23 protein-coding genes are annotated in these 23,377 nt (G+C 68.3%); 3 read left to right on the forward strand and 20 right to left on the reverse strand.

Annotated features, from left to right (window positions below; all coding sequences use genetic code 11):
- Window positions 1-44 precede the first annotated feature (44 nt).
- A complete protein-coding gene (locus PD653B2_RS01520; protein WP_242665079.1) occupies window positions 45-629 on the forward strand; it encodes a type IV toxin-antitoxin system AbiEi family antitoxin domain-containing protein in 585 nt (194 codons plus the stop codon).
- Complete coding sequence (locus PD653B2_RS01525; RefSeq protein WP_242665080.1) at window positions 527-1,543, forward strand: nucleotidyl transferase AbiEii/AbiGii toxin family protein; 1,017 nt, start codon at window positions 527-529, stop codon at window positions 1,541-1,543. Before PD653B2_RS01520 ends, PD653B2_RS01525 begins: the two co-directional genes overlap by 103 nt.
- A 59-nt stretch (window positions 1,544-1,602) precedes the next feature.
- Here PD653B2_RS01525 and PD653B2_RS01530 read toward each other — a convergent pair whose 3' ends face one another.
- From PD653B2_RS01530 to PD653B2_RS01615, 18 genes are all read right to left on the reverse strand, one after another.
- The gene (locus tag PD653B2_RS01530) at window positions 1,603-2,097 is read right to left on the reverse strand and encodes a hypothetical protein (protein WP_207559285.1); all 495 of its coding nucleotides are present in this window, start codon (window positions 2,095-2,097) and stop codon (window positions 1,603-1,605) included.
- 30 nt (window positions 2,098-2,127) lie between these two features.
- Entirely contained in the window at window positions 2,128-2,361 is a 234-nt protein-coding gene (locus PD653B2_RS25290) for a hypothetical protein (protein ID WP_207559284.1), read from the reverse strand.
- Complete coding sequence (locus PD653B2_RS01535) at window positions 2,358-3,074, reverse strand: helix-turn-helix domain-containing protein (protein WP_085870555.1); 717 nt, start codon at window positions 3,072-3,074, stop codon at window positions 2,358-2,360. Before PD653B2_RS01535 ends, PD653B2_RS25290 begins: the two co-directional genes overlap by 4 nt.
- A 5-nt stretch (window positions 3,075-3,079) precedes the next feature.
- The gene (locus PD653B2_RS01540; protein ID WP_085870556.1) at window positions 3,080-3,793 is read right to left on the reverse strand and encodes a hypothetical protein; all 714 of its coding nucleotides are present in this window, start codon (window positions 3,791-3,793) and stop codon (window positions 3,080-3,082) included.
- A gap of 15 nt (window positions 3,794-3,808) precedes the next feature.
- On the reverse strand, window positions 3,809-5,764 hold the full coding sequence (locus PD653B2_RS01545) for a type IV secretory system conjugative DNA transfer family protein (RefSeq protein ID WP_242665081.1): 1,956 nt from the start codon (window positions 5,762-5,764) through the stop codon (window positions 3,809-3,811).
- A gap of 62 nt (window positions 5,765-5,826) precedes the next feature.
- Window positions 5,827-6,441 carry a hypothetical protein gene (locus tag PD653B2_RS01555; protein ID WP_085870557.1) on the reverse strand — a complete coding sequence of 205 codons (615 nt, stop codon included), beginning with the start codon at window positions 6,439-6,441 and terminating at the stop codon, window positions 5,827-5,829.
- Window positions 6,442-6,529: 88 nt separating this feature from the next.
- Window positions 6,530-9,232, reverse strand: coding sequence for an endonuclease/exonuclease/phosphatase family protein (locus PD653B2_RS01560; RefSeq protein ID WP_207559283.1), 2,703 nt, complete (start codon window positions 9,230-9,232; stop codon window positions 6,530-6,532).
- Between the two features lie 73 nt (window positions 9,233-9,305).
- Window positions 9,306-10,541 carry an ATP-binding protein gene (locus PD653B2_RS01565; RefSeq protein WP_242665082.1) on the reverse strand — a complete coding sequence of 412 codons (1,236 nt, stop codon included), beginning with the start codon at window positions 10,539-10,541 and terminating at the stop codon, window positions 9,306-9,308.
- A gap of 498 nt (window positions 10,542-11,039) precedes the next feature.
- Window positions 11,040-12,578, reverse strand: a complete 1,539-nt coding sequence (locus PD653B2_RS01570; protein WP_085870559.1) for an SCO6880 family protein — start codon at window positions 12,576-12,578, stop codon at window positions 11,040-11,042.
- A complete protein-coding gene (locus PD653B2_RS01575; protein ID WP_242665083.1) occupies window positions 12,575-14,101 on the reverse strand; it encodes a type IV secretion system protein in 1,527 nt (508 codons plus the stop codon). Before PD653B2_RS01575 ends, PD653B2_RS01570 begins: the two co-directional genes overlap by 4 nt.
- Window positions 14,038-14,880: a hypothetical protein gene (locus tag PD653B2_RS01580; protein ID WP_085870659.1), complete on the reverse strand. Its 843-nt coding sequence runs from the start codon at window positions 14,878-14,880 to the stop codon at window positions 14,038-14,040. The genes PD653B2_RS01575 and PD653B2_RS01580 overlap by 64 nt, the downstream gene beginning before the upstream one ends.
- 1 nt (window position 14,881) lies before the next feature.
- On the reverse strand, window positions 14,882-15,211 hold the full coding sequence (locus PD653B2_RS01585; protein ID WP_085870560.1) for a hypothetical protein: 330 nt from the start codon (window positions 15,209-15,211) through the stop codon (window positions 14,882-14,884).
- Between the two features lie 20 nt (window positions 15,212-15,231).
- Window positions 15,232-16,203: a hypothetical protein gene (locus tag PD653B2_RS01590; RefSeq protein ID WP_085870561.1), complete on the reverse strand. Its 972-nt coding sequence runs from the start codon at window positions 16,201-16,203 to the stop codon at window positions 15,232-15,234.
- A complete protein-coding gene (locus PD653B2_RS01595; protein ID WP_085870562.1) occupies window positions 16,200-16,451 on the reverse strand; it encodes a hypothetical protein in 252 nt (83 codons plus the stop codon). Before PD653B2_RS01595 ends, PD653B2_RS01590 begins: the two co-directional genes overlap by 4 nt.
- Before the next feature lie 81 nt (window positions 16,452-16,532).
- Complete coding sequence (locus PD653B2_RS25520) at window positions 16,533-16,802, reverse strand: hypothetical protein (protein ID WP_242665084.1); 270 nt, start codon at window positions 16,800-16,802, stop codon at window positions 16,533-16,535.
- 911 nt (window positions 16,803-17,713) lie between these two features.
- Window positions 17,714-20,989, reverse strand: coding sequence for a LysM peptidoglycan-binding domain-containing protein (locus PD653B2_RS01605; protein ID WP_085870564.1), 3,276 nt, complete (start codon window positions 20,987-20,989; stop codon window positions 17,714-17,716).
- Window positions 20,990-21,054: 65 nt separating this feature from the next.
- Complete coding sequence (locus PD653B2_RS01610; protein WP_207568275.1) at window positions 21,055-21,510, reverse strand: TadE/TadG family type IV pilus assembly protein; 456 nt, start codon at window positions 21,508-21,510, stop codon at window positions 21,055-21,057.
- A gap of 54 nt (window positions 21,511-21,564) precedes the next feature.
- The gene (locus PD653B2_RS01615) at window positions 21,565-22,053 is read right to left on the reverse strand and encodes a TadE/TadG family type IV pilus assembly protein (protein WP_207559281.1); all 489 of its coding nucleotides are present in this window, start codon (window positions 22,051-22,053) and stop codon (window positions 21,565-21,567) included.
- 285 nt (window positions 22,054-22,338) lie between these two features.
- Between PD653B2_RS01615 and PD653B2_RS01620 the strand changes: the two genes are divergently transcribed.
- Window positions 22,339-22,557, forward strand: a complete 219-nt coding sequence (locus PD653B2_RS01620; RefSeq protein ID WP_085870565.1) for a hypothetical protein — start codon at window positions 22,339-22,341, stop codon at window positions 22,555-22,557.
- 64 nt (window positions 22,558-22,621) lie between these two features.
- Here PD653B2_RS01620 and PD653B2_RS01625 read toward each other — a convergent pair whose 3' ends face one another.
- Window positions 22,622-23,053 carry a TadE/TadG family type IV pilus assembly protein gene (locus PD653B2_RS01625; RefSeq protein ID WP_089503857.1) on the reverse strand — a complete coding sequence of 144 codons (432 nt, stop codon included), beginning with the start codon at window positions 23,051-23,053 and terminating at the stop codon, window positions 22,622-22,624.
- Window positions 23,054-23,079: 26 nt separating this feature from the next.
- Complete coding sequence (locus PD653B2_RS01630; RefSeq protein ID WP_085870567.1) at window positions 23,080-23,283, reverse strand: hypothetical protein; 204 nt, start codon at window positions 23,281-23,283, stop codon at window positions 23,080-23,082.
- Window positions 23,284-23,377: the final 94 nt, after the last annotated feature.

Here is a 23,377-nt window from a genome sequence, read left to right on the forward strand (position 1 = left end):
GCCGTAGTGCGCGCGGAACAAATCGTTTACAGCTATGATTACGTGTGTACGAACTGAACCAAGGGGGAGCGATGGAGACCCTGCATGCCAAACACGCCGGAGACCTCGGCATGTCCCGCAGTGCGCTGTACCGCGCCATCCGGGCGGGCGAGTTCGACCGTATCGCCCGAGGGATCTACCGGCCTGCCGACGCCCCGCCTGCCGACTTCGATTGGATCGAGGCCGCCGCTCGACGACCGGAGGCAACCATCTGCTTGACCTCCGCGCTGGCTCACTACGACCTCACCGACACCATCCCCGCCGCCTTGGACATCGCCATCCCGAGAGGAACCCGGGCACCTGCCACCACCTCGGCCATCGCCTGGCATCACTTCGCAGCCGAGACCTTCGAGCTCGGACGCACCGAGACCACGATCCCCGGCACCGAGCTCACCATCGGCATCTACTCGCCGGCGCGCTGCATCGCGGACGCCTTCCGGCTGCGTGGGGACCTGGGCTACGAGATCGGCCGCGACGCTCTTCGCGAGTGGCTGCGGCAAGGCGGAAAGCCCGCCGAACTCATGGCGATCGCATCAAGGCTGCCCCGGGCCAAGCGTCCGATTCTGCACGCGCTGGAACTGCTGTCGTGAGAGACGGCGACGAGGTCTTCGGCCAGATCCAACGGCAGGCCCGCTCCATCGCCGACACACAAGGGCGACCCGCACCCACCTCCGAACTCCTGACGCGGCATGCACTCGAATCCTTCATGGACCGGCTCACGCGAACCGACCACGCCAACGACTTCGTGCTGAAAGGAGGCATCCTGCTCGCCGCGTACGACGTTCGTCGACCCACCAAGGACGTCGACGCCGAGGCGGTCAGTGCCGATGTGTCAGCAGAGCACCTCGCGCAGGTCGTGCGCGACCTGTCCGAGGTCGACGCCGACGACGGCCTACTCTTCGACCTTGCCTCCCTGAGCGTGCAGGAGATCCGCGAGCACGACGACTACCCGGGCCTGCGCGTCCGGGTGAAGGCCAGGCTCGGCACCCAGACCTGTCAGATCTCCTGGGACATCTCTACCGGTGACCCCATTGTCCCGTCGCCGCGACGCGTGCGCGTCCCGCGAGTGATGGGAGCTGACATCGAAATGTGGGGGTACGCCCCCGAGACGATCATCGCCGAGAAGGGCGTCACGATCCTCGAACGAGGCATCACCAGCACCCGCTGGCGCGACTACGTCGACATCGTGCGACTGACCAACACCCAGGAACTGGATCCCCACGAACTGCGGCGCTCCGCCGAAGCCGTCGCCCGCCACCGTGGCGTGGACCTCCAACCCATCGCAGATGCGATCGAGGGCTACGGGGCCGTCGGTCAGGCGAAGTGGGCAGCCTGGCGACGCAAGGAGGGCATGGAAGGCATCAGCGAGGGGGACCTCGATGAGCAGATGGCCCACGTCGCGTCCACGCTCGACCCGATCTTCAGGACCGACCCCACCACAGCATCCCAGGACCCCACGGTCGCGCCGACGGTACGGGTGCTACCACCACCAACCACGATCTGAGAGACGGCCGACGACTAGTGGAGCCAACGCAGAGGTCGGCGCCGACACTGTCAGCGCGGTCATGGTCGGGGACTCCAACGGCCGATCCTCGGATCGGTAATCGAGAGTGCGAAGAGTCCTTCTGCCGGTTCCACCGTCGGTGTCGGCGCGGCGGCCGTGGCGCGGAGTGCGTTCGCCTGCATGCCTGCGGATCTGGCCGAGGCCTGGCTCGGCACGTCAGGTCCCGCTGGTTGCTGGTCGAGGAGCTCGAGCAGATCGACGGGCTCGTCGCTGACGGTGAGCGGGAGCGCCCGAGCGATCGCGACTCTCTGGTGCTCCCATACCTCACGCAATGCGACGAGATGCTTGTCGTAGGTCTCGTCCCACTCGGCTTGGGCAACCTGATGTTCTTCGTCTGAGTCGAAGCGTCGGCGCCATGGCCAGCCTCCGCGCGCACCGCTGAACTCGCTCCAGTTGCGGTTCTCGTCGCGCTCGATGCGACGCAACGTCTCCATCTCGGTGCGCAATGCCTGTGGCAGGCTCGCGCCGTACGCTGCGGCTCCGGCCCAAGTCACCTTCAATACGATCTTCGGCCTGATCCGTCGTCAGGCATCCTTGTCGTTGCCTGCCGCCTGCATCGCCTCGGAGAAGCCGGTGTGGTCTTCGAGCCAGACCGCATTGCGGTTGTAGGAGACCCAGCAGCCGTCTTGGGGCGCCGAACGTCCGCCTTCCATGGTGGCGCGCTCACGGAGCCGGTCGAGGAGCGCGTCGGCTGCCATGCCGGCGCCCAGCGTGGCCAGCAGTTGCTGCTTGTCCCGGCTAAGCATTCCGCCCTTCACCCTCCTCCCCTGGTGGGTGCGGTCGCGACGGCTGGCCGTTGCGTGTCTTCGTCACGCCGGTGAAGGGTGTCGTTGCGGGCCTGGTCGAGGGCGGCCAGCTGCAGGATCGTGCTGTGTCCGCTCGACCGGCCGAGGAGATCTTCCTCCCGGAGAACACCTGTGGGGTTCGCGTAGTGCTGCTCAAGCTGGTTGACGATGGGGGTGCACACGGCGTTGAGTCGCGGGTTGTTGGCGACCTTGTTCTGCGCGTACATGACGCTGGTGTGGTCCTTGCCGAAGTACGACGCGATCGCGGGCAGGGTCAGGCCGCCACGACGAGCCGCGGTCATCGCGACTGCGCGCGCGTCGGTCACCGCCCGGTGGCGGTCAGCGCTGAGAACTGCAGCACGGGTGGTGCCGAAAGCCTGGGCAGCAGTGGCGACCGCGAGCGCACACACGCCGTCCGGGCCGACGTCGGCCACCTCGCCGGTCGCGCTTTCGGCGGCATTGACCTGGGTGGCGAGCGCGATCGCGAGCTCTCGAAGCTGGGCGGTATTCATCTCCTCCAGCGTGCGCTCGAGAACCGACTGGTTCGCACCCGCGACCAGAGCCGCGAATGCCGCGGCCTGCTGGACGCTCAACTCGTCTGCGCCCGGTGTGGCCGGTTCCAAGTCGCGGGCGTGCTGCTCGGCGACGAGCCGGAGTCGCCGACTGCTGCTGTCTGCTGTGGTCATCGCTGCTACCACCTCTCGTGAAGGTCGTCAGGGTCGCGTCTGGTATCGCCGGGCGCATCGACGACCGTGGCGAGCTCGCCGGCCTGGTCGGCGTCGTCGCGGTAACGCTGCTGGCGGTCACGGCGCGCGCGCGTGGAGGCGTGGCTCTCGTCGCGCTCGCGCCGCGGCCGAGGTTGGTGCTTGCTCGGCTGGCACCCGTCGCCGAGCCGGTCGCGCAGCCGCTCGAGGAACCCGGGGAGGCCGTAGCGGTGCCAGTCCTCCAGAGCGGCCGGGGAGACGGCGAAGCTGGTGTAATAGCGGCTGCACGCCAGGACCGCCAGGTCGTGCACCAGATGGGGGTGCGCGGGCCAGCACTCGGGGATCCCGGGCCGGGTCACGTTCCATAGGTGCTGCTCGTTGACCCACATCGCGACCAGGTCCAGCCACGCCCACAGTTCCGCGCGCATCTTCCCGCTACAGGTTCCCGGGTCCCAGGGGCGTGGCATCTGCGCGAGTTCGCGCAGCTCCTCCTCGTCTCCCGGTGGCTCGATCGTGGCCTGCTGCAGCTGCTCCATCGCGGTGCGGATGGTCGGACCGGGTTCGGGGAAGGGACGCACCATCAGCCCCGCCGGCGGCATCATCCCGTTCCCGGTCGGCGTGGCACTTCCAGGGCGGCGGGCGACCACCTCCGAGGGGTGGCCTGTGAAGCCCGGTGTCGTCAGAGTTGTCGGTGTCGTCATGCGGGCTCCTCCCCTCTACTTTCCTCTGGCCCACTTCGGCATCCCGAGGCGCTGCCGGGTCCGTGCCACGGTCTCGACCGGGGTCAGGGGCGCGGCTGCGCCTGGGCTGGTGGGCTCGGGGTCGGTCACCTGGCCTCGGGCCATGCCGCGGGAGTGGTTCTGTGCGGCCAGTAGCTCCTTGCCGCGCCTGCCGTCGATGCAGCGGTGCAGGGTCGCGACGATCGGGTCGTAGGTCTCGGACAGGACCAGGGCCTTGCGCTGCTCGATGCGGCGCAGTTCGGCCGGTTCGAGGATCGGCACCCGGCGCTGGTCCCAGGACCGGTCCATCAGCCCGAAGAGTTCGTGGCCACGGGCCGAGTAGCGCATCTCGGTGTGGCTGGTCGAGCCGATCAGGTCCGAGAGCTCTTGGTAGAAGCGGATGTCCTTGCCGCCACCGAAGACGATCAGGTTGTTCGACAGCCCGTAGATGGTGCGGGCCTCATCCTCGCCGTAGCCGACGACGAACTGGCGCCAGGTCTGCGCGGCCAGAATGAACGAGAGTCCCAAGGCGCGCTCGTTGGCCATCCGGGTTGACAAGGTTGGGATGGGCGCCGTGGAGGGCAGCTCGTCCAAGCACGCCAGGAACGGAGGGCACAACCGCCCGTGGGGTGAGGTCTCCCCCAGTCGCTTGGCGGAGTCCAGGATCTGCTCGGTGACCGCGGTCATCAGCGGCGACGCGCTCGCGTACGGGTCGTCTCTGCCGAGCAGGTAGATGGTTCCTCCGGCCTTGATCAGCGCTTCGATGTCGGTGGCCGGCCGGGTCGCTGAGGGCACGCAACGCTCCCGGATGGAGCGCTGGAAGAACAGCGCCATCGACTGTTGGACGGTGGTGATGGTGTTCCCGGCCGTGCGCTCGTCGCCGTACAGCGCGCCGCGCAGCAGGCCGTCCCACAGCGGCTCCGCAGCGGGGTGGGTGCGCAAGATCTCCTCGGCCTGGGGGTATTCGCGCGGGCTGGAGACCCACATCAGCACCTCCTCCAACCCGATCCTGGCGATCGCTGCCGCGTGGAAGTAGGCCTGCAGCACCTTGGCGCACTCCCCGGCGTAGAACCGGGCCGCCTGATCGGAGGACTGGGCGGTGGCGCCCTTGATGGTGCCGGCAGCGAACGCTTTCGCCCGCCGCTCGGCCAGCATCGATTCCTCACACCCCGCGATCGGATCCCACACCAGTTCGGGGGTGCCAGGGGCGAGATTGAACGGGTCCAGGACCGCGACCGGCCTTAGGCCGCCCCCGGTGCCTTGCTGCCGGGCTTCGCGGGTGAGGAACAGGTCCTCGGGCTTGGTCAGGGTCACCAGTGCACCGCCGGGAGCGTCCAGGAGCGCGGGCACCAGCAGATCCAGCGTCTTGCCCGACCCCTGGGGTCCGATGACGCAGGTCGTCCGGTCGAACGGCACCCACAGGTCCGGGCCGCTTCGTCCGGCGCGGCCGAGCCGCCAGCCCACCTCGTGGGGCCTCACGTGCTCCGGAGCCATGCTCTTCAGAGCCACCCTTGGGTTCCTTCCCCTTCTTCCGGGAACTAGTTGCTCTCGACGCAACGCCCGGGTCGCGTAGAGGTCCGGCCGGATCTGATCGGCGCGTCGGCGCAGCGGCACGATCCCGAGCGCCTCGGCGGCATGCGCCGCGGTGGCCAGACCGTGCCGGGAGCCGGACCCGGTCATCTCGCGCATCCACATCCCGACGACGACCGCGGCAGCCAGCACCACAACCTCCCCGATGAGGGTCAATGCCCACATCACTGCATCTGCGGGCAGTTCGTTGGCGGCGCGATGCGGGAGGCCCGCCCCGAAGTGCCCGCGCAGCAGCCCGCCGTAAGCCTCCAGCAGCCGACCGTCGGGCCAGGCGAGGTTTCCCGATGTCGCCCAGCCGGCGATGCCTTGGACGACCAGCGGGGTGATCAGGACGAAGAAGACCCCGGCCACGAGGACGGCCACGGTGAACTCCCCCGTCGAGGGGGCCATGTTGGTGAATCGGGCGCGCCGGGACCGCTCCATGCTCACCGCGCCACCGCCCGCCAACAGGTGTAGGTGCTGTTGGTGGGGACGGATGCCTGCCACCGGTGGCGCGGGAAGTCCATTAGGCCCCGCTGATCGGGAATGACGGCGATCGTGCCGATCGGCCAGTCCAGACGGCCCTGTCCTTCCAGAACCGCAGCTTCGGCCGCGTCGGCATGCTCGCGACGGACCAGGCCCAGGCACCTGAGCGCGCCGGCGGCGCGGAGTCGCGTCGTCAGGCTGAGGTCGCCGTGGGAGGTCCAGATCACGTGGGGAGCGCCCGGTGCGGCGAGCGCGAGCTGGTTCTCGCAGAGGGTGTCGATGCCGTCGACCACGATCAGGCAGTCTTCCGGCCGACCGTCCCGGCCGACCGGGTCGACCAGGTCGACCACGTCTTCGACCGGGAGGCGCTCGCAGCGCAGGTCTGCCCACTCGATGGTGACAGGGGCGTACACGTGCGCATGCCGTGTGATGTCGGCCAGCCACCATCGGGTCAGGTAGCGTGCGATCGTCGTCTTGCCGCGCCCGGCGTCGCCGACCAGGAGAAGCGGCAGGTCACTGTAGGTGTTGAACCCGGCGCTGCGCCCGTCCGGTGTGATGCCGATGCGTACGTCCATGCCCGGGACAAGCAACCGGCACGGACTCCGATCGGACACCATCGAGCAAGCAACTGTCGGCTCGGGGCGGTTGCGGGCCGAGGCTTGGCTACGCGGCCGCGGCGGGCATCCCGCCGAGGTCAAAGGCCTGCTTGGGCAGCGCCCAGGTCACCGACCCGGCCGGGGCGTGGACATCGGCGAACCCCACGCAGCCGTAGACCCCGTTCGCGGCGCATCCGTAGTCGTTGCCGAAGATCTTGCCGTTCCCGACGTAGATCGCCACGTGCCCGCGGCCGTCGCCGCGGTTGTAGGAGATCACCGCACCCGCCGGCGGGAGCGGGTCGAGCCCGGTGCCGTGGGCCTGGGCCAGCCCGGCGTTGATGATGCCTTGAGCCACGTCTTCACCGTTGCCGTAGCCACGGCCGACACCGGGGCCTCCGTAGACGGCGTCGACGACCTTGGGGCATTGGTTCTTGTAGGTGCATGGAGCTGCGCTGGTCCACGACAGTTGACACAGCCCGTTCGGGGTCTTGAGCATGACGTCGACGCGGGCCGACAGCGCGGCGGAGAGTTCGCCGGCGACCTGGATCGGCGACGCAGTGCAGGCGGTGTTGCTGCTGCTCGCGCCGCCTGCCGTGGCGGCGACGGCCTGCCGGGCTTGGTCGAGGAACTGGTGGTAGTCGGTCTTCTCGAACGGGATCCAGTCGGCGAACTTCGCCTCGCCTGATCCCGGGCGCGCGGAGTAGAGGGCGAAGGCGTACCGGGCGTTGAGGAGCGGGTCGAAGATGTCCTCGCGCGTGTTCCCCCCGGCGACCTTGCCCTTGTGCTGGGCGGAGATCTGCCACAGGCCGAAGTGGCTTCCGTTGGTGGCCTGGGGGTTCCAGGTCGACTCCACCCCGGCGATCGCCACCGCGGTCACCAGGTCCTCGCCACGGAACCCTGCCTGGTAAGCGACCGCCGCCGCCGTCTGAGCAGCGTTCGTGTTCCCGGGTGTGGAGACGTTTTGGAGCAGGACCGTGCCGAGGTTTCCGAAGTCCGGGCACGGCGGGCATCCGGAGGACTCTTGCCCGGTCGGGGTGCTGGAGCCGGGGCCGGCGTCGTTCATCGCCAGCGTGGTCAGCAAGGCGGGGTGGTCAGAACCCACGGCAGACGTGCTCAGCTCCCACGTCCGCTGCGCGGCCACTGGGGCCTTGTAGAACTGGTAGATGACGCCGGAGTCCTTGGTCCAGTTGAACCCCGCTGCCTCCATCCGGGGCGCGGCGGCGTTGGGTCCGTCATCGGGGTGGGAGTTCATGTCGCCGCCGAGCAGGACCGGCCCGTAGGGGGCCAGGACGTTGGTCAGGTCGATCAGGTAGTCCATGCCGAGGCCGTACTGTTCGGGCCGGGTCATCGGCGGGTTGCCCCACTGTCGGCGGACTCGGTAGGCGTTGGTCATCTGGTGGGTGGCGATCACCGAGACCACGGCGCCGTCGGTGTTCCGCTGGAATGATCCCCAGGTCGCATAGCGGTCCCACTGGACGTTCTTGCCGTTGAAGACCGTCTGGTCCTTGTCGACGATCTTCACGCGGCCGCCGTCGAGCATCGTCCAGGCTTCGGTGCGCCACATGATGGCGTTGTTGATCGACTGGCTGGTGTTGCCGTCGCCCGTCTTGGCCGGGTCCTTGTAGGCGCCGTATCCGGGCAGGATGCCCGAGAGCTTCGCGGTGGGGTACGTCCAGATCTCATTGAGAGTGATGAAATCGGGGTGCGCAGCGCCGTTGATCGCGTGCAGGCCCTTCTCGGCTGCCCACTTGAAGTTCGCGCTGGCGATGGTGATGCTGCCGGTGACAGGTCCACCAGGCGACGCTGCGATCTCCGTCGGCATCTGGCCGAGCACAGTCCCGCTGCCAGACCGCCCCTGCTCGGCCGCGCCAGCGGTGCCGGGTTCGCCGTCGGTGGTGCCGGTGGCCAGTTGTGCGGTGGTGTGGACGAACGGGTGGTCGGTGTAGTCGTGTGCCCCGTCGTTGGTGCTCTGGTCCACGACCGTGCCGGAGAAGATGGCGGCGGGGCTGCCCATGATCCAGTCGATCTGCTGATCAGTGGGGTTGGCCGGCGACCAGCCCGAGGCCAGCGACAAGAACAGGCGCTTGAACCTGGTCTTGTCGTTCATGTCACCGGTCAGGAACAGCGGCATGCCCGGTTCGGAGGTCTGCAGGTGCTGAAGGGCTGTGGCCTCGGCGCGCACCGCGGCAGCGCGCATCGCCTTAGTGCCGCCGACGGCACCGGCGGGGTTGTGGGTGTTGAGCACCCAGATAGACCCCAGACCCGTCCCCCCACCCGACGTGGAAGTGAACCGCACCAGTGGGATCTTGATCATGGGCCTGCCGTAGCGGATCGACACGTACCGCACCTCCACAACCGCCCAGACGCCCGGCTGATAGGCGATCGCGTTCGCCGTCGCCGGCTCGCCGCTGCCGTTCTTCCCCTTCACAATCGCCCACGCGCCGTCAGTGGCCTCCAGGAACGCCTTCGCCTGCTGCGGCTCGAACTCCTGAAACCCGATGATCGAGGCCCCCGACGCACCGATCTTGGCGACCATGTTCGGCACCCGCTCGGCGTAGGGCCGCTCCCCGGGGTGGGGGTTACTCGAGTAGTGCGACGCGCCGCGCCAGTTGAGCGTGCCGATCCCGAACGACCCACCAGTGCCTTGGCTCACCGCCGTGGCACAAGCCGCCCGGACGGCCTCTATGTTCGCGCTGCCCATGCCCAGCACAAGCAGGATCAGCGGACAGATCAACACCAAGGGCAGACCCAACAGGAACGACTTCTTCACGACCCCGCACCCCGCCGGGGCCCGCCAAGGATGTTCACTCTCGCTGACGAACCGTCAGAAATGCGACGAACATTCATAGGTTCGCGTCGATCGCGTCGTTGGTGTACGTCAGCCGACGTTCAAGCGGGGTGAGCAGCGTCTGCACCTTGTACCGCTGGTCGCCGACCATCCATAGGGCACGGCCCTTCTCCTGCATCGCCCAGTTGGTGATGACGCCTTGTTGCATTTGTGAGAGCCCCATCAAGCGGCCGAGCTCGTCGGCGACCGACTCGTCTTGGCCCATCAGGATGCGGACGTCGGAGAGGCTGAGCAGGTCCTTGGCGATCTGGGCCGCCTGGCTGCCCTGGTCGCCGGCCGACAGCGGGTCCGACGGCTTGTGGTAAGTGACGATCTGGATGTCGCCCTCGGTGCGGGACAGCCGCAGGTTGGCGTCGAGTGCCTCGACCGCCTCGAGCGAGAGACGGGTCTGGAGCCACGCCTCATCACGCAGCACGATCCGACGGTCACCAGCCGCGGCGGCTTCGCGGATCCCCTGGCCCCACGAGTTGAGACACATCAAGGCGATGCCGACCGCCACCTTGTTGCCCGTCGCGTGCAGCGAGCGCAGCGACAACGTCTGGATCGGTGCTCGCCAGTCCGGCTGGAAGGTGGACTCGGCGTCGAACATGCCCTGAAGCGAGCCCTTGCAGAGGGCTCCAAGGGCGTCGCGGAGCGGCCGGGTCCCGTTGTAGAAGGCCTGGGGGTCTTCGTAGCGGTTGTTGCTAACCAGTTCCTTGGTGGGCGAGTGGAGCGCTGCCCATACCTGCGGGATCGTGACCGGACTGAGACGCGATGCGCCGACTGCCCAACCCGTCAGGTCCTGAAGGACCTCGTTGATCACGGTCTCCTCTGTCGGGGTGAACGTCACCCCTTGGGAGCCGACCAGACCCCGGATCAGCATGAGCCAGCGATTGAAGATGATCGAGGCCCGCTTCTCCTGCTCTTCGGCGGTCTGCTTCTCCCAGTCCACCCCGAGGGCGCCGAGGTCTAGCGGGTTGATCCGTCCCGGCAGACCGGGGCCGATCCGGAAAGGGTCGACGCCGAGGAACTTCGAGAGGTCCTCGTACTCGTCCTTGACATCGCCGAGCACCAGGGATCGGTAGCCGTACCGGATCATCCGCAGCATGAACGCCTTGACGGTCGCCGACTTGCCACGGCCCGGCTTGCCGAAGATAAAGATGTTGGGATTGGTGACCGGGATCGAGTCGTCGAGCACCCAATTCATCGGGTCGCAGTAGAACTTCCCACCCGACAGCACGTCGTAGCCCATCTCCGCCCCCCAGGGCGGGAGCCCGTCGCCGGAGATCAGGGGCCACATGACCGGGGTCTCCTCCGAGGTCATCTGGTAGCCGGCCAGCGGCGGGATCGTCGGCGCCCACCCGTGCCCCGGACGCCTTACACCGTGGGCCTTGACCGAGTTCGGGAACAGCTTGTCCGCCGGCGGCGCCGACGGGGGCGCGAACTTGCGCGGCATCGTGGTCCCGAAGTCAGCCAGCAGATCGTCGATCGTCCGCGACCCCGGTCGGGCGTTGCCGCTGCGGCGGCGGGTCTGGGTGGCCATCCTGGTGGCAGCCCTCTTGGTGTTGGGTTTCACCACAACCCCGCCGTGTCGTCGGGTCGCTCCATCCCGCGTTCAATGCCCCGTCCGATGGCGCGCTTCATGCCGTTCGTCATATCTGGGACAAGCAACGGCCCGGCCCTCAGATCGGACATCTGACGGCCGGGCTGTTTGGCCAGCGGGGGCCGGGGGACGGTGTGCCTTGTCGGGTTAGCGACGCCGCTTCGGCAGGCCGACCCCCAGCGGGATCGCGGCGACGGCGAACGCAGCGTCATGCGCCCCGTCGAGTGGGAGCGGGGTGAACCCGCTGATTCGGATCGAGGCGTCGAGCCGGCGGCCGAAGTCCTGCACGTTCCATCCCGAGGGCACGGTGATCGAGACCGCGGAGGAGACCTTTACCAAGGACCGGCCCATCTCAAGCTTGTGATCACGCTCGGCCAGCGTGTCGACCGATTGGCGGTCCTTGGCGCGCTCGACCTTGCCGGCCTTCTCCCGCAGAGTCCCGGCCATCATCGCCGACATCTGCGCGCGGCCTGTGCCACGGTCGGCCGCCTGCTGGGAGACCGGCCGGTAGAACACCGTCAACGCCCGCCGCTCCCCGGGTTGCGAGGGCACCAGCACCCGGGCCAGTGCCCCCATCCGGGCGCCCTTGCGGGGCAGCAGGATCGTGGAGGACACCGACTCCCACTCACCGTGCCGGTAGGACCGCAACGCGGTCGAGGCGTTGGTCGGGCCAGCGGCTGCGACCGGCATGCCGGCCGCGATGGAGGGGTCGTCGCGATGGTGGATCGTCGCGTCGGCGAGTGCCGGCGCATCGCCCGGCTCGAAGCCGGTGCGGATCGCCACGGCCAGCTCAGCACTATCCAGCCAGTTCACCCGCGTGCAGCCGATCGTCCCGGTCAACCGGGCCTCAATCTCGCCCAGCAGCGAGTACAGGATGCGGGCCCGGCCGATCACCCCGCGACCGGCGCGCTTGGCGTCCTTGTTGATGACGTCCTCGCGGACCACTACGGTGACGAACGCTTCACGGCGCACCGCCGCACCAGCGGTCAACGCCTCGAGCTGGGCGTTGACCCGGGCTGACACCTCGGGCTCGTCGGGCCGGGCGTTGTGACGCACCCACTCCGCGCGCTCGGTGCCGTCGTCGGGAATGGTGCGTACCTGCACAGCGATCAGGTCGATCTGGTTGCCTGCGGTCGCGGCCTCCATCATCTCCGTTAGCCCTGCACCCATCCGGAATCGGTCGGCGTCGTCGCTCATCCCGATGCCGGGATGGATGACTCGTGCTGTCGCGGCCCAGGTGCGGTTGGCGTGGTCTTGAATGATCGCCGGCCGCGCGGTCTGCCCGGTCATCGGTGGCCCGTCGTGGATCTGGACTCCGACCAGAACCCCGGGCAGATCTGCGTCGTCCGCCTCACCGGCGTCCTCCACGTTCTCGTCGTCGCCCAAGTCGAGGTCACCGGCGGCAGCCTTGGACTGGAACCGCGACCACCCGAACGCTGCGCCGGCCAGGTGCCGGACCAGCACGCCGACCCACTGGACTGCCGAGTGGCCACGGATCGGCAGGCAGACGAGAAGCCCGACCATCATCCACAGCGGGAGCAGGACGAGCAGGGCGACCCACTGCCCGATGGCGATCGCCATCCAGGTGGGGAACCCGGCCGCCAGCACCATGAAGAACTGGGGGCCGGTGAGCCCGAACAGCCATGCCTGCCGGTCTCGGGTTGCTGATGCTCCGTACACGCTCATGCCAACTCAGCTGCTTCGATTGCCTCGGGGGGAATGTCGTTGGCGACACCGTCGCCGTTTGTGTCGTTGAACGGCCGCAGCTGCTGCCCCTCCTGGCCGTGCTGCCCCTGCTGGCCATGTCGTCTCTGCTTGGGTGTGTGTTCGACCGGGTAGTAGCCCTGGTTGCCGATCCCGGACTGGCCGAGCACGTCGACGCTCATCGCCGCACCCAGCTGAGCGACCCTCCCGGTCTTCTCCATCGCTCCGCTGATGGCCCCGCCGACCCTGCCACCAGCCCCACCACTGAGAGTGCCGCCGAGCCCCTTGACTCCCGAGGACTGGAACCGGTTCGCGGTCTGGGCCTCGGCTCCGTTCTCCGAGGTCGTACGCCCATCGGTCGCGGTCTCGCCCGCCGCACCAGACCCGGCAGCCTTCCCTGCTGCGCTCTTGCCATTCAGCAGGCCTGCGAGGTTCCCGTTGGCGTCCATCGTGGAACGAAGCGAGACACCCGAGGCGGTGCCCGGGTCGACGAAGGCCAGCATCCGGAACAGCACCAGCGGCATGAAGCAGGCCACCAGCATGATGATCGACCCGACCACCGAGACGCCGATGTTGCTCGTCGTCGAACCCAGTGCCCCTTCGCCCGCCTTGTTGTCTGGCATCCCGGCCCACGCGAACTGGGTTCCCATCCCGACCACCAGCGCGAGGAGTGGCTGCATCAGCACGCAGGCCAGGAACCAGCGGATCGACTTCCACATCCACGACTTCGTGCCTTCGGAGAGTGCCCCAGCGGCCGCGATCGGCATCGTCGCCACCAAGATCAGCAGCGCGGCCGAGCGCACCATCATGATCACCATGTGCCCGAAGGCGGCGGGGATCAGGATGAACAGTCCACAGATACCCAGCACGGCTGCCTGTGTCGTCCCCGAGACGGTGTCGACGAACCCGTCTCCGGCGGCGTAGCCGGAGAAGCTGTCGACCCCGAGCAGCGTATTCAAGATGCTCTTGGTCAGCCCGGAGGCCGCGGTGATCAGTCCGGCGCTGACGCCGACCCAACAGGACAAGACCACGCCGTACTGCACGATCCCGGCGGCCAGGTTGCCGAACCCGCGACCGTCTTGTCGAAGAACCGCTAGGCCGATCTGGCCGAACCCGACCACCAGCGCGATCACCAGCGCGATCCACAAGGTAACCGAGTACAGCTTGACCAGGTCGGGGTCATCGACGCTGGGGGTGAAGGAGTCGATGAGGCTGAAAGCGGTCTTGAGCAGCCACATGGCACCGGACCAGATCGCCATCATCATCGACGTGAACCCGTCGGCGAGCGTCTCCTTGGCCTTGTCGCCGAGCCAGCGCAGCGGGTTGAGGTCGATCATCGGGACGATTCGGGCGACGGCCTTCGTGTTCACGGCTGCGCCCATGCCTGTGCTCATGTCTGCGCTCATGTCTGCGCTCAGGCTTGTGCTCATGATGTTTGTGCTCATGTTTGGGGCACCTCCAGCCATTGGTAGCCGGCATCGAAGGACGCCTGGGAGCCCGGCCACAGCGACGGAGCCGGCGCTGGCTCCTCTCCCGGCCCGATCACCCACCGTCCCCCGGTGGCGCCGTGCTGCCAGACCATGCGCTGACAGTCGGCGGCAGCGACCTGCGCAGGCTGGCCCGCCGTGCCAGAGGAGAGGGTGGTCGCCGTGATGATGAAGTCGATGCACGGGACCACGAAGTCATCGCCCACGGTGCCCTTGATGAAACCCATCTTCGGCTCGACGCTGATCGTTATCGCGTTCTGTGCCTCCGAGGCCATCCCGGCCGACTCCAGGAGCGCTGCCACCGCCTGCACCCCGGACCAGCTCTCGGTAGTGGGACCGCCCGGGACCGCCCAGGCCGCGATGACATCCTGAGCCACGCGCACCGACGCCGATGACAACGCCGTGGAGTCGATCGCTGCAAGCTGCGCCAACGCGCCTTCCGGTGTGCGTGGGAACCCGGTCGCTACCCCGACATCTCCCACCTCCACCGGCGGCGGGATCTGGAGGGTTCCGGTCTGGCCAGACGACAGACTGCCGGGCTGTGCGGCCTCCAACGGGGCCACAGGCAGCTGCCGGTCGGCCAGCCGGTCCTGTGCCGATTGCTGTGAACCGGACCCAGCATCCTCAGCGGACCGCGACCCGGTGAGCAGGCCGACCATCGACCACACGCCACCCGCCACAAGGGCGAACGCGACGCCCACCACGACCGCCAGCAGGATCTGCAGGCGTCGGCGGGTCCACTTGGTGTCAGGGTCGACCAGTCGGGTCTGGTAGACGTGTCGGGTCCAGTCGAACATGTCAGCAGCCATCCCCGACGATGCCGTTGAGAATCGCGTAGATCGTCACGAACGCGACCGCGCCGATCACGGTCCAGAACAAGCCGGAGGCACCGATCTGCGCGGCCCGACCCATCTGACCGAACTTGCCCACGATCAGGGCTCCCGACGAGGCGAAGCCGGCGCCGATGATGATGGCGATGACGCCGTACTTGACCCAGCCCAGGATGTCGTTGACGTACGGCTTGACCCCGGTGGGTGCTTGGGCGCACACGTTGCCCACGCCCTCGGCCTTGATGCTTCCCGCGACCACGAGCTGGGTGGCGACCTCGGAGATGGCTTCAACCAACATTGTTTCTCCTTCTTTCCTTCTCAGGTCCGGATTGCCGTGAGCGGTCCGGTGATGGTGGTAACCCGCTCCAGCAGGCGATGGGCTGGAGTCGTGAGCTGCTTGGGCAGCGGGTCCGGGCCCAGGCCCGGCAGGGCCTTGGCGGACAGCAGGGGTGCGAATAGGACGGCGTCCTTGTCTCGCAGAGTGCGCAGGTGCCGGCCGGCCATCGTGAAGTCGCGGTCCCTCCAACGGGAGGCGCCAACCACCACCACCACAACCCGGTCGACGACCACGAGGTCCTCCAGCTCTTCGAGGTCGGACAGCGCCGCCTCGGCCTGGCTCAGCGCCAGCCCGCCCGGTCGGGTCACCAGGACTTCGGCCCGCACCGGACTCGATGCGATCCATGCCTGAGGGTGGGCGGCGGCGAGCTCACGCGTCGACCAGCCCGCGTCGAGAACCGTCAGGTCGATCCCGTCGAGCGGTCGCGGGGCGGGCACCTCCGAGGGCACTGCGATGGGCTCCTCGACGCGGTCGATCACGACACCGGCGCCTCGACGCCCTCGGCGCCACCCGTCGGTTGCGCCCAACTCGGTGGCTGTGGCCCCGAGCAGACCCGACCAGCCAGGGGCGGCCGCGTCCAGCACGCGGATGCGGGCACCGGCCGCGTCAGCAGCGTCTGCCAGGGCGAGCGTGATCGTGGAGGCCCCGGCTCCGGCATTTGCCGCGCGCACCCGCACAAGCGGACCCGGCACCATCCACGTGCCCAACGCGGCAGCATCCGCCCCGGGGGCACCGCCGTTCGCCAGAGCGCCGGTCGAGACACGAGGAACCGTGGCGGAGGAATCGGGTGGCGGGACGGCCACGTCGCGGGTCACCCCCGTGGGGCGCTCGGGTGCCAGGGTGGTGGCGAACCGGCCTGCGGCCAGTGCGGCGGCCGCGGCCTGGAGTTCGCGGGTGGAGTACCGAGGCGTGGTTCCGGTCGCCGTGGTTCCGGCAGCCGTGGTGGTGGTCATCGGGCGGCCTCGGTCCGGGCAGCGGCCCGGAGTCGAAGAGCTTCGCGCAGCACTGCCGCGGGAATCGTGCGCAGCATGTCGCGCGCCTCGGCGGCTACCTCGGCGTCTGTTCGCAGGCGCGCGATCATCCGCTCGATGTCCGTCAGTGCGACTTCGACGCTGTTCTCGGCCACCATGTCCAACAGCCGCGCAACGACGTCGGGAGTCGGCTCGGTGACAGCGCCTACGGTGTGTGGCTGCTCGCTCATGTCTGGGACAAGCAACTGCTTCCCGCCCGGAACGGACAGGGAGCGGCGAGGTTCTTGCGAAACCGACTCGATCGCGATCGGCTACGCGGTCGCAGCCAAGTACCTCGGGATCGCGGCCCGCAACCGGGCCACAGTGGAGTCGCGTCGCCGCCGGACGGTCCGCATCGCCACACCGCGGCGTTCGCCGGCGATCCGCTGGGCCTCCTCACGCGGCAGCCCGCCGTTCTCGGCGGCCAAGAGCTCGACGAGCAGGTCAATGCCGTCAGCGTCGATCTCACCGACGTCCCTCGCCCAGGTCAGCAAGTCGACCAGGTCGGTGACCGGGTCCTCGACCGGGGGCGACGCGATCACAGCGTCACGGTCGGCCAGCGGCTCCCCCCAATCACCACGCCGCTGGCCGTCGACTCCCGTACCGCCGAGCCACTGCTCCAGCGACGTCGCTGGTACCCGGGCCACCATCCCGCCGCCCGGTCGGCTGAGCTGCTGTCGGGCGCGTTGCAGAAGGTACCGGGCAGCACACGGTCCCAGCTGGGGCTCGGCGGCCTTGACTGCCTCCCACACCGCGGCACGCACATCGTCGACCTCGCACACGTCTCGCAGGCTCGTTGCCACTCGCTGCGCACCCGGGTCGAGCAACGCCGTCACAGCGAGGGCAGCGTCGTCGTCATCGCCACCGCGGCGCGAACCCAGCGCAGTCAGCCCCGCCACGACCAGATAGCAGCGTGCCTCGCGACGCCGCCACGCATCGTGCACGTCCTCGAGGCTGGCGAACCCCTCCAGGCGCGGGTCGATGCTCTGCCACCGCGCCCACCTCCCCGACGCCGTCAAGCTGCTGAGGACCGAGGAGGCGAAGGGGCTTGGAGAGCGCCGGCGACGACCACGCTGGCGATCGGCGCAGGCCCCCCGCGGGGTCCACAACGTGTCGTTGTCGGGGTCTGTCGAGATGGGAGTCCTGGCCGACATGGCGATCCTCCGGGGCGGTGGGCGAACTGGACGCGCCCACTGCAGGACCCACCCCCCACCACCTCGCTCACCACTGCGGCCACCAACGACCCAAGGCCCTCACAGGCCGCTCACCAGAACGCTCACCAGAACGACAAACCCGCAGGTCAGCGTTGGTTCTGGCGCCTCGCGGGTGGATAGGCGAAAACGGTCCAAGGAATGTTGGAAGACCCGGGGCTGAAGACCCCAAAGTGACGTGGCGGCCGCGTCTCACCATTGGGAAAGACGCGGCCGCCGGTAGGTGTGGTAGAGCCGGATGACTACCCGGTGGCCCACCACTCACGCTGTTCGATGACCGTCTCCGAGCGCGCGGGCAGATCCTCGTCGTAGCGGTCCACGACGTGCTCACGAACGAGCTCGCTGGCGGCGTCTCGACCCGCCTCAGCCTCGGTCGCCGCGGCCTGATCCAGCCACGAGATGTCTGCGTTCGGGTTCGCCCTCCGGGCCGTCTCGCAGGCCAGCCGGACCAGGTCGATGCGGCCCTCGGCGACGGCCCGCGTCGCCAAGGTATGGGCCACCTCGTGGATCGCCCCGGCCAAGATGTCGTCGGGGCGGCCCGTCTTCGTCAGCCACTTGAACCGGTGCTCGGTCGCGCCCTCGAACGGAGCGCCGGTGACCAGCGAGAGCGCCCTGACCAGGTCCTCCTGACAACCGGCGTCGCCGCGCCGCTGGGCACGGTGCCGCAACCGCACGAACAGGTCAGCGCTGTTGAGCACCCCACCGGGACCTTTCAGCAACTCATAGGTTGGGCTGGTGCCCCGCTGCGCGCCAGAGCTCATCGCCGCGTCCGGCAGCCAATCGCTGCCATCGGGCTGCTTACCCAGCAGGAAGCGTGCGTTGGTGCCGCGGTTCTGAACCGTCTTGACCGACGTCCACCCACACTCCGCGGCGGCCCGCTCCCCGGTGACGCCCTTCTCCAGCCAGGCCAGGTAGGCGATGAAGGAGACCGTTCCCTTGGCGTTGTCGATCGCGGCCGGGTCGCCCCCGTGCAGTGCGGTCACCTCGACGGGCCCCAACAGATGCACCTTCGGCCGTGGTGAGGTGTGGTCCAGCCAGTCGGCGAGATCCTGGTCCAGGGTCGGGTCGAGGTCGGCCAACTCCGCGCGGACCTCCTCGGGAACGCTCGGCGCAACCGCGGCCAAGTCCTCGGCCGTGGTTGCCGCGGTGGCCAGGTAGAGCTCGTCGGCCTCCGGCAGCATCGAGGAAGGATCACCCCCCTCTCGGCGCCGGGGCCCGGTGTACTCCTCGCGCAGCGAACCGTCAGCCTTGGCGTACTTGCCCAGCGGGCCGTCATCGGACCGCGTGGCCGGCACCGGCTCGTCCTTGAGGCTGCGAGTCGAGGCCAGCAGCTCCGCCATGACCTGGGCCTGCGTGGCCGGCAGGCTGAAGGCCTTCACGCTGATGCCCCACATCGGCAAGAACGCCATCCCATCGGGAGCCAGCTCGACCGCCGGGACCTCCTCCCCCATACCCGACTCCCCTGCACCCGAGTTCCCTCCCGAGTCGCCGTACAAGATCACCACCCGGGACCGGTCGCGCTGCGCGATGTCGGCCAGGAACTCGCCCCCCGGCGGCGACGAGACCACGACCACCACTGGGTTCGTGGAGTCCAACACCACCCCGTCGCGGCGGCGAGCCAACACCTCAACCCCTAGGTTCTGCTCGACCGCATCCATCTCTCCGGCCAGCACCGCCGCGCGCGTCAGTGCCTCCCTGCGCTGGACCTGGCGGAGTCGGGCGGGGTTGAGGCCGAGGCTCTCGGCACCGAACCGGTCGGCCAGCAGCACCTCGCTTCCCTCCGACCACGCGTTGACCGCCAGCTCGGCGACCATGAACCGCACCAGGTCAGCCACCTGCTGTGGCTCACCCCCGATGCCGCACATGCCCAGGGTCTCCAGATCCAGCAGCCAGGTACGACCGCCCTCGTCCAGCCCGATGCTCACCAGCGCCGGATATGGTGCGGGCTGGGCTTCCAGATCCTGTTCGAGGAAGGTCTCCCGCGGGAGCACCCAGGCGCGGGAGTCCTCGGTCGCCGACCATCCTTCCGGCACCTGTCCGGTGGCCGGGTGAGTGAACAGCAGCGTCAGGTCCTCGGCACCCAGCACCGCCGCGCCTAATTGCGGCAGCGGGCATGGCGAGACCTTGCAGGAGGCGCCCACATGCCGCAGGGCCCGATCCAAGAACACGACATCGTCTTGACCCTGTCTCCCGCTCTCGATGATCGTCTGCTCGACATCCACGAGCTTCTCGGGGATCGAGGCGATCGTGCGCCCGATGCGGCGGTGCCGGAACTGGCGGCGCCGGTTGGCAGCGACCAGGCCCAACGCGCCTACCGACAGGCACGCGGCAGTGGCCAGCAATGCGTGCAGCGCACTGACGCCGCCCTCATCGCTGTCCTGGTTGGCGGCATGGGCGGCATCGGGCTGTTGGTCCGCAGCTGGCGTGTCCACAGCGTTTGGCGGTGCGACCTCGTGCGGTGCGACCTCTTGTGGGGCGTCCTGGTCATGAGCCGGTCCCTGGGGAATCTGGTGGGTCCTGACCTCCGGCGGCGGCTTGGGGTTGTTGACCTGGGGCGGAGTCTCGTTCTCAGCGGGCGCGGGTTGGCCGGGGATCTTGATCGTCCACCCGGGAAAGATCCGGTCGGGGTCGGTCAGGTGCACCCCGCCGGGCTGAACGATGTCCTTGCTCGCCTCGAATAGCTCGGGGTAGGCCTGTGCGTCCCCGAGCTCCTCGAGCGCGATCTCGGAGAGGGTGTCGCCCTTCACCACGATCTCCTCGCGCTCGATGACCGCCTCGGCATGTCGGGCGCTGCCGCCAAGAGTGGGGATCAGCAGCACCCAGCCGGGGCGGATCGGGTTCGCTGCGTGGAACACAGTGCCGTCGTTCATGATGCGGCCTTCGTTGAGCGTGGCGATCTCTGGCCACCTGTCCCCCTCGCCAAGGTGACGCTCGGCGATCGACCACAACGAGTCCAGCCGCATCACCGTCACTGTGGTGGTAAGCCCCTGCTGTCTCCCGGAGACCGTGTGGGTCCCGGTGTGGGGTCCCGCCTGGGCAACCGGAGCCCGGGCGAGGCGCTGATCTGTCTGGTCCCCGGCGCGATGGTGCGCAGAGACGACCTGCAGGGAAGTCGTCGGTGCCGTCGGCGCGGGCTCCGGGCCGGGGGTCTGTCCAGGGGCCAGTACCGCGGGGCCTGCCCAGACCGGCGTGGCTACGAAGGCGACCACGACGGCCGTGACGAGCTGCCTGGCCAGATCCTGCTGGACGCCCAGGGTGAATGGGACTTTCAACGTGATCCTGTCATCGGTGAGGGCTGCGATCGCCTCGACCACGACGCACACGATCAGCTGCGCCCAGAGCACCCACACGACGACAGCCAGTAGCCCGATGATCGCGCCGTCGGTGATCGGCGCCGAGAGCGAGACACCCTCTGCTGGCCACGGGTTACCGATGTAGCCCAGCAGAGCCCAAGGCGGCCCGACCACCAACGCCGCCAGTGCGAGCGCAGCCACCAGGGCCTTCAACAGCCGCATCATTCTTATCCGCTCCTCCGCACAGGCGTGTCCGCTCTCATCAGTCGTCTCTTATCGGCCGTCTCTCATCAGTCGTCCTGGTCGATCGACAGGGCGGTTGCCGTTGCCTTAATCGGAATCGCGTTGATCATGACCACCTTGAGCAGCGTGGTGTCCTGATGTCCAGTGACGGTGACGGTGACCTGTCCGCCGTGGACGCTGACGGTGCCGTTGGCGCCGACCGAGTTCAGATAGGCCTGCGCCGCGGTCACGGCTCGGCCGGAGTCGACCACGGTCTGCCCGTCACGTAGCGCACCGGTGTTGAGGGCATCGGCGCCGACCCGGGCCGCCTGCTCGGCGTCGTTCATCGCCTCACGCTTGGCACCCAGTGCGTACCCGCCGTCGATCACCAGGCCGGCGGTTGCGAAGAACACGAGGGAGAAGATGATGGCGTAGGCGATGACGGCGTCGCCGCGCTCGTCCCGGGCGCCTTTGCGGTGGCCCGCGATCCAGGCGGTGGCCCGCAGTCGCAGCCGGGTCAGCAACGTCATCGCGTCCTCCTCGACTTCGGTGGTCGGTTCAGCATTGGTGAACTCGCTCTACTCGCTGCGCCAGGTCTCGATAGGCACGACCGAGCGGGCGGTGAAGGTCTTGTGTCCGGGGAACCCGGCGAGGGCGACGTCGTCGAGCTTGGTCGTGCAGGAGACGGTCACGGTGATCCGTCCGCCGGGGTGGTAGCTGCTCACGTCCACATCGACGTCGAGGTCCTGGCAGGAGACGCCGGCAGAGCCGAGCGAGGCGCGTGCGGCGGTCTGCGCAGCGCTGGCTGACTGGCTGGTGTTCCGCTGGAGCGAAGCTGCACGGGCGGCGTCGGCGGCGACGGCCTCCACCTGTTGTCGAGCATGTGCCATCCGCCCGAGCCCGACCACGAACAGCACGAAGGCGAGTATCAGTGGTGTGATCAGGGTGATACTCAGGACGGCTGTGCCCCGCTCACCGTGGCTCCGGCGCCGATCTCGTCCTCGACGAAGCGTTGCCCGCACCATGGTCATAGCGCCAGTCATGGCTTCAGTCATGGCTTCAGTCATGGCGTCGCCTCGGGAGGGTGTCCCTAATGCCGTGAGTTCGTGTGAGCCCGGGATCGCCGCTCCGGCCGTCGTCCCTGCTCATCGGGGGCATGCGGCAACCCCTCCCGCCCTTGAGATTCTTTCGGAATTCCTGGAGACGGAGCAGCCATCTCGAGGCGCTACTCGTATTCGTGAATCCCCGGAGTCCCCACGACGCTGCCGGCCGCCCGCCTCGTCCTCCCGCGGCAGGCGAGCCCCGCGACAACCTGGGTTGACCGCGACAACCCAGCTTGTCAATGTGAAGACATGTCCAAGAAACCCAGCGTCGAAGACCATCGAGAGACCTTCCGACACCTTCAGGAAGTGGCCGCCCAAGCCCTTGAGCATTGGAAACTGGCGCGCCAGTTCCACCGCGAACGGCGCGACATCATCAGCGGACTCATCGACGCCGGCTTCTCCCAGGCAGACATCGCCCGCGAGCTTGGCGTGACCCGCCAAGCCATCCAGAAGCAGCTCAGCCTGTAGTTGACCTACCACCTGAGTTCGCGAACTCAGGGTCGGAACCGCGCCGTATGCGAGGCTGAAGGCGTCAGTTCCCATCGCCAGACCCTTCAGAACTCGTGAACTCACGGGAGGGTGGAACGTAGCGTTCCACGGGCCCTTCAGCTGTCTCCGAGACACTGAGGTGGACCCATGGCACGACCGAGATGACGGTGCCGGTCACAGTCGCCGAGGCGCTGGTGGCTCCGCGTTGCACGGTGACGTTGCGGTCCTTGAGGGTGGAGGGCCCGATCGCGGAAAGCAGGTCGAGAGCCTGAGCACGGCCCTCCTCGGCGGTTCCGTCGAACCGGCGCGCTGACGCGACGCCCTCCTGGGCGGCCTGCTCGGCCACCTGACGGGCATGGAAGGCGAGGCCGAACTGCACCACCAGCAGGCTCATCAGCATCAGGGTCGGCATGACGATGACGAGCTGAACCAGCGAGGCAGCGCCGCGCTCGTCGCGTCTGCTGTGTCGTGCCATGACAACCACTCCTGCCTGAGCGGGAACTACTCAGTGGGGATGTTGTTGGCTTTGCTGGTGAGCTTGGCGACGATGATCGCGATGATCGCGATGGCGGCGACGGCGATCAGGCCCGTGATGATGACGATCGTGGTCAGTTCGACGGCGCCGCGCTCGTCCTTCTTGAGCTGCGCAAGTCGCATCCGCGCGACGATGATCAAGGTGGTGAGCATCCGTACTTCGGTGTTCATCGAATGTTCCTTTCCGTTGGCCTTTCAGGTGATCTGCGCTCGGCTAGGCCCTCCCGAGACGTCCGGCGGCCCCGCGCTCGGGGCGACTGCCGGT

This window comes from Nocardioides sp. PD653-B2, assembly GCF_002117935.1.
Classification (GTDB): domain Bacteria; phylum Actinomycetota; class Actinomycetes; order Propionibacteriales; family Nocardioidaceae; genus Nocardioides.